Source organism: Flavobacterium erigeronis, assembly GCF_054075165.1.
The window spans coordinates 98,460-104,675 of the sequence record NZ_JBSKGP010000015.1; the positions used below are offsets into that span (position 1 = coordinate 98,460).

General features: G+C 26.9%; 10 protein-coding genes and 1 pseudogene. 1 reads left to right on the plus strand and 10 read right to left on the minus strand.

What is annotated here, in order from left to right; genetic code table 11:
* Nucleotides 1-30: 30 nt before the first annotated feature.
* From ACWA1F_RS23710 to ACWA1F_RS23730, 5 genes are all read right to left on the minus strand, one after another.
* Entirely contained in the window at nucleotides 31-594 is a 564-nt protein-coding gene (locus tag ACWA1F_RS23710; RefSeq protein WP_456897477.1) for a hypothetical protein, read from the minus strand.
* 26 nt (nucleotides 595-620) lie between these two features.
* Nucleotides 621-746, minus strand: coding sequence for a hypothetical protein (locus ACWA1F_RS23715; RefSeq protein WP_456897479.1), 126 nt, complete (start codon nucleotides 744-746; stop codon nucleotides 621-623).
* 197 nt (nucleotides 747-943) lie between these two features.
* A complete protein-coding gene (locus ACWA1F_RS23720; RefSeq protein ID WP_456897481.1) occupies nucleotides 944-1,645 on the minus strand; it encodes a hypothetical protein in 702 nt (233 codons plus the stop codon).
* A gap of 224 nt (nucleotides 1,646-1,869) precedes the next feature.
* Nucleotides 1,870-2,121 (minus strand): hypothetical protein, encoded by a 252-nt coding sequence (locus ACWA1F_RS23725; protein ID WP_456897483.1) that lies wholly within the window; start codon nucleotides 2,119-2,121, stop codon nucleotides 1,870-1,872.
* Between the two features lie 243 nt (nucleotides 2,122-2,364).
* Nucleotides 2,365-3,075 carry a hypothetical protein gene (locus ACWA1F_RS23730; protein ID WP_456897485.1) on the minus strand — a complete coding sequence of 237 codons (711 nt, stop codon included), beginning with the start codon at nucleotides 3,073-3,075 and terminating at the stop codon, nucleotides 2,365-2,367.
* A gap of 17 nt (nucleotides 3,076-3,092) precedes the next feature.
* Between ACWA1F_RS23730 and ACWA1F_RS23735 the strand changes: the two are divergent.
* Nucleotides 3,093-3,188 (plus strand): annotated as a pseudogene (locus ACWA1F_RS23735) (hypothetical protein); the annotation flags it as partial.
* 3 nt (nucleotides 3,189-3,191) lie between these two features.
* On the opposite strand, the gene ACWA1F_RS23740 reads toward ACWA1F_RS23735, so the two are convergent.
* The 5 genes from ACWA1F_RS23740 to ACWA1F_RS23760 form a co-directional block, all read right to left on the minus strand.
* Entirely contained in the window at nucleotides 3,192-3,554 is a 363-nt protein-coding gene (locus ACWA1F_RS23740) for a hypothetical protein (protein WP_456897487.1), read from the minus strand.
* 141 nt (nucleotides 3,555-3,695) lie between these two features.
* Nucleotides 3,696-4,178: a hypothetical protein gene (locus ACWA1F_RS23745; RefSeq protein ID WP_456897489.1), complete on the minus strand. Its 483-nt coding sequence runs from the start codon at nucleotides 4,176-4,178 to the stop codon at nucleotides 3,696-3,698.
* Between the two features lie 156 nt (nucleotides 4,179-4,334).
* Entirely contained in the window at nucleotides 4,335-4,538 is a 204-nt protein-coding gene (locus ACWA1F_RS23750) for a hypothetical protein (RefSeq protein WP_456897491.1), read from the minus strand.
* Between the two features lie 106 nt (nucleotides 4,539-4,644).
* Nucleotides 4,645-5,022: a hypothetical protein gene (locus ACWA1F_RS23755; protein WP_456897493.1), complete on the minus strand. Its 378-nt coding sequence runs from the start codon at nucleotides 5,020-5,022 to the stop codon at nucleotides 4,645-4,647.
* 276 nt (nucleotides 5,023-5,298) lie between these two features.
* Nucleotides 5,299-6,012, minus strand: coding sequence for a YebC/PmpR family DNA-binding transcriptional regulator (locus ACWA1F_RS23760; RefSeq protein ID WP_125719582.1), 714 nt, complete (start codon nucleotides 6,010-6,012; stop codon nucleotides 5,299-5,301).
* Nucleotides 6,013-6,216 lie beyond the last annotated feature (204 nt).

Genomic DNA, 6,216 nt, shown 5'->3' on the forward strand with positions numbered 1-6,216 from the left:
GAATTACTATAATAAATGATAAAAAAACTATCATGGTTTATAATTTTTATTCCAGTAATCATATCTTTCAAAGCGTGTTTTTAGGAAATCAGTTAATTCCAAAGTATTAGGATCTAAAATTTGAGACTCAGTATATTCTAATTCATAATCTATTTCTAGTATATCTAATTCAAAGCCATTATTGTCTACGAATCTACTATAATTATTATAACATAATCTTTTGCCTTTAAAAAAACTTTCAATCGGTGGATTTGATTCATTATTTTTTTTTAACTCTTCCAGAATTAATTCAGACTTAAATTCAGGGATTTTAAGAATTTTGTTAATAGTTCCATCTAAATTAAAAATTACAGCATTGTCTGGAGAAGGATATTTTTTACTATTTTGAAATACTGCAACAACATATTGAAGAGTTGAAATAGGAAAACCTTGAACACTACCAATCTCATCAGATATAGTTATAGCCTTGCCATTATATTCCCAATAAATTCCTAGTCTTTTACTTTTCAAAAATTCTTCGCGGATTTTTTGCTCTATTTTATCAAAATTGAACAAATGAGGAGCTAATATGTCAATAGGTATATAAGTACCCATTTCATTAAATTTATTCCAATTTTTAATCATATATAATATTCGAATAAATATTCATAATTTAAAGAGCCTAATTCATTTAAACCTTCTAAATCTCCTTTTACAGAAAATTGTGGAGTTCCTATTTCATTTTTATAAAATTCGTATTCAATCATTATTTATCGTTTTTTTGGAAAATAAGATCCTATTGTGCCGTCGGTATTAAGATAGAAATGAATTTCTACTTTACCATCTCTTGAATATCCATAATATCATTTGGATTACTACTCGTAAGATCTCTTCCAAAGTTATTTGCTATTACATATTCTACTTCATCCAGTGTTCTGTTTTTATCCCCGTTTTGAGGAAAAAATTACTTAAGAATATAGTTTACAAATTCTTCTTTTTTATCATAAGGGATATCATAGTGGAGCGATTTTAATATCATAGTATTCCAAGGTTTCCATTCATCTGAAAGTTCATTATTAGTTACTAGATAATGGTCTAATATCCCTTCTACAAAATAATCTTTTAAGGGAAGATCTAGAATTCTTTCTTTTCCATCTTGCGTGAGAAGTACTTTGTACTCTAAATTATTTTTTTCATTAATGTAAAAAGTAAATATACCCCTGTCCCATGAACTTAAATATTCTAGATCACCATCCGAATCGAGATGAGTAGGAATAAGGTTATTATCTTTTTCGAACTCAAATATCATTGACATCATACGTTCATTTACCCACTGATAAAAAACTTCTGCTCCATCTAGTAGATCTTTCTTTTCTTTTGCCGAATCCCAGAAAAATTTTTCTGTATATTTACCATAAGGAGGAATTTCAATTATAACTGAATTGAACTTATCTTTTGTTGAAAATAAGGATATATATACATCATATATCTCATCTGAAAATTCCCTATATTCTTTTGGTCTTGGCCTGAAGTAAAATTCTTCATTATTTTTAATCTCATAAAATCGTGTACTTACTTTTTCTTTGTTCAATTTGATAGTTATGATAACTTTATTATGGCCAACATAGCCTTTAACCATCTCTATTAATTTATTAATTGACTCCATTTTTAAGGATTTTTAAAATTATCTGATAGAATATCATCTAATGTATCATTTTTATAAATTTCAAGATCTACCGATGTTGTTTTTTTTAGATTTCCAGCAAAAGTGAAATTCCAGTACAGCTTTTACTTTTACAGAAGGATTTACTTTTTTTAAATCTGATACGGTTTTTCCCATTTTGTGCCATTCTCAATAACTTTTAGAAGTTGAATTTTGAGAAAAATAATTTATGATGGAGTAAGATCATCAAATTTAACTTGCAAATTTGCTCTTAAATAATTGTGAAATTTCTCGAAAAACAATTTGATATCAGCCTCAGAATAATGCTCTTTAAAAGGGGAATCAACTATTGATAAACAATAATCATCTTGAGTTAAAGCAAAGTCAAGACATTTATATAACATTTCCCAATATTCCAAGGTTCCTATTTCTAATAAATGCTCCCAATAATCATCTTCAAACACTCTTTCATTATTCAATCTATGATGATGATAATAATATGATGATGATAATAAATAAAATGAACCGCCATCCCTAAATATTTTTGAAGAGTTTTTACTTCCATTTTATTAAATTCTATTTATTTTAAAATTATTTAGAAATTAATTCTTCAATCAATTTTGTTAATTATTCTGCTGTAGGCGTATAAGATAAAAAATACTAAATAATATTATAATGTATTTCGCTAATCTTGAAGTTTTAATCTATAAAGTGGTAAAATGTTATACAAGAAGATAGCTTACAAATTCTTCTCTTTTATCATAAGGAATATCATAGTGGAGCGATTTTAATATCATAGTATTCCAAGGTTTCCATTCATTAGAAAGTTCATTATTAGTCACTAAATAATGGTCTAATATTCCTTCTACAAAATAATCTTTTAAGGGAAGATCTAGAATTCTTTCTTTTCCATCTTGTGTGAGAACCACTTTGTATTCTAAATTATTTTTTTCATTAATGTAAAAAGTAAATATACCACTATCCCATGAACTTAAATATTCTAAATCACCGTCTGAGTCATATCCAGTTGGTATAAGATCATTATCTTTTTCATATTCAAATATCATAGACATCATACATTCATTCACCCATTGGTAGAAAACTTCTGCATCATCTAGTAGATCTTTTTTTTCTTTTTCAGAATCCCACCATTCTTGGTCTATAACCTCACCATTAGAATAAATTTCAATTTGATATTTATTAAATCTTTTATTTAGGTCATCTATATTGCTATTGTATTTATTACGTATTGATTTAACTAAATCATTGATTGCGCTAAATTCTATCCAAATAAAAGAGGCTACATCATTTTCATCTATATATTCAATTTTATTATATCCGATAGATCCTTTACTAATATTAAAAATTGCATTAAATTTTTTCCAATTTGTGTCTTTTAGTTTTTCGAGTATATCATTATAATTTTCTATCATATTAATTATTAGTATTATTAGATTATGAGACAAATACAGATGTTAAAAATATAACTAAACCTCTTTCTAGTGCAAGTCTTATTGAGAGCTTTATTGAGAATAAATTTATTTAATTTTTAAAGCCCCAAGTTTTTTAGAGGAGTATTAAAATGTGGATCATCGATATCGGGATTTAAACACATTTCTATTGCAATACTCAAATTATAAATCAGTTCATCATATATGTAATATTTTTCTTCGTCATTTTTGTATAATTCTAAATCGTGATATAATCCAGGAACTATTGTCATCAAATAATATAATATATCTTTAGGAACATTTTCTTTATATTTCCATTCTGTTTTTAATTCTTCTAAAATCTCATATAATTTATCTAATAGAATACGGTCAATTCCATCCCTGATATGATATTTTATCAAAAAACCATTATCTTTATTAAAAAGAAATTGTTCAATGTCTTTAGCGGTTATCTGTTCCATCAATTTATATGTTTAAAAGCTTTTGTATGAAAGTCATCTTGAAGTGTCATGTTTGAATAATTGATCTATGCAATTCTAAACACGCAAAGTTTTTATTTAATTATTTTAGTTCAAAATTAAAATTGTTGATCTGGATAGATTTTATTTTGATAAATTTTGATAAAATTTTTTGTAGTCATTAATGGAGTATTTTCCATTAAAAAGATCGTAATAATACTTTAGCAAAATTTCATTTATTGAATATAGGCTATAATAAATATCTCCTTTATCATTATCCTTAAAATCATCAGAATAGAGAAATCGTTTTCTATAATTTTCTAAGCAGTATGCTTCAAACTCTTTTTCGTCAATTCTTAAAAATGGTCTTAAATAAACATGATCTACTTCTAAATACTCATCTGAATTTTTTAAATAAAATGTAGGTATTACGTCTAGATAAGGAAAGCTATCAATAAAGTTTAAAGAAATTATGCAATATTCATTTTCATAAAATAAATAATAATCAATTGACAAGTTTTCTTTTTTATTTAGATCTACATTTAATTTTAATTTGAAAGTATCAATACTTTCTTCAAGGTATTTCTCCACGTCATTCTTAAAAGTTTTATAATCTAATAAATTCATAATTTAAGGTTTAATCATTAAGCCACTTTCTTGTAGAAAGTATCCTATCAGTTAAAGACGCTTTTTCTTTCGGCAGATATAAATAACCAAATGCTAAGTTAAAATTATATTCATATATAAAAAAATAAGCCTTCTGAAATTCAGAAGGCTTGTAAATTATCTTTTTTTCTGCTGTCCAGGAGCATAAGCTTTTGCACTTTTGTCTCCGTTCATTTTTTTGGCTTGTCCAGGTGGTATTTTTTTACCAGATGGAGCAGGTGTATGAGTGTGAGTATGTGTACTGCAGCTAATTACGCTTAATACTAAGAACAAAAGAACTAGTACGACTACAGCAATTCGGGTAATTTTTGATGTTTGCATTTTTAGTTTAAATTTTATTTGAGGTGATACAAATATAGTTGAAAAGTATCTCTTAGATGTATTTGATATTAGTTTAAAACGAGTTCAAATAATATTTTGTTTTAAACTATAGATTTATCTGCAAAACAGCGTAGATTAAATAGCTATAATAATCTCTATATTCATTAATGCCAAAAATTATAAGATAATCGTTATTGCAATTTTGAAAATTAAATATTTGATACCTATAGAAAAATGCTCTATCTGGATCTTCTAAATTTTCCAGTTTATCTACGTAATTTTCGGCCAAATCATTATTTGATATTTTACCAGATTCAATTAAAGAGCTTAATAAACTAGAGCTTTTCCAAGAAATAACAGCTTGATGTTTAATCGCTCCATTTCCGCAATAAAAAGTAAAACACGACTCAGAATCTGGATTTTCAAGAGGAAATGATCGTGCTCCTCCTAGTTGTATTTTCTTTATAATTGAAATTTTGGACATAATTGATGCTGAGGTGAAATAGATGAAATAAAAAAGCCTTTTGAAAATCAAAAGACTTATATTTTTTTAGCTAATAACACTAATCACAATGAACAAGATTACAAGTGCTATTACAGCAAATTTCATAAATTTTGATGATTGCATAAATGAAAGATTTAAATTAGTTTATTTCTGATGTAAGCAAATATAATTTTTAATTTCAATTAAGCAAAAGTTACTTAAAACAAAAAAGCTCCAGAAAAATCCAGAGCTTTTAAAATGTATTTATAGAAAGATTTATTCTTCTTTCATAGTATGATAAACGTTCATAACGTCATCATCCTCTTCAATTTTTTCGATTAGTTTCTCAACGTCAGCGATTTGTGCTTCAGTTAATTCTTTAGTGATTTGCGGAATACGCTCAAAACCAGAAGATAAAATTTCAAGACCTCTGTTTTCTAATTCTTTTTGGATAGCGCCAAAACTTCCAAAAGGAGCATAGATCAAGATTCCGTCTTCGTCTTCAAAAACTTCCTCAGCACCAAAATCGATTAATTCTAATTCTAATTCTTCAGGATCAATACCGTCTTTTGCAATTCTGAAGTTACAAGTATGGTCAAACATAAACTCAACAGAACCTTGAGTTCCCATTGTTCCGTTGCATTTGTTGAAATAACTACGAATATTAGCTACCGTTCTGTTATTGTTATCAGAAGCAGTTTCAATCAAGATTGCAATTCCGTGAGGCGCATAACCTTCAAACAAAATTTCTTTATAGTTGGCAGTATCTTTATTACTTGCATTTTTAATCGCGCGCTCCACATTGTCCTTAGGCATGTTAGCCGCTTTTGCATTCTGTATAACAGCTCTTAATCTAGAATTGGCATCTGGGTTTGGTCCGCCTTCTTTAACAGCCATTACGATATCTTTACCAATTCTGGTAAATGTTTTGGCCATTGCAGACCAACGTTTCATTTTTCTTCCTTTTCTAAATTCGAACGCTCTTCCCATTTCTAATTTTTAGTTTTGTGATGCAAAAATACGGTTTTCCTAATTTTTACAAAAACAAAATAAATTTTTTTATTGTAGATAAAGTTTAAAAAAAATCAATTGTTAAATCCCAAATTCCAAAAAGAGCGCAGCGATTTTTAGAAAATCTAAAATCTAAAATCTAAAATCTAAAATCTAAAATCTAAAATCTAAAATCTAAAATCT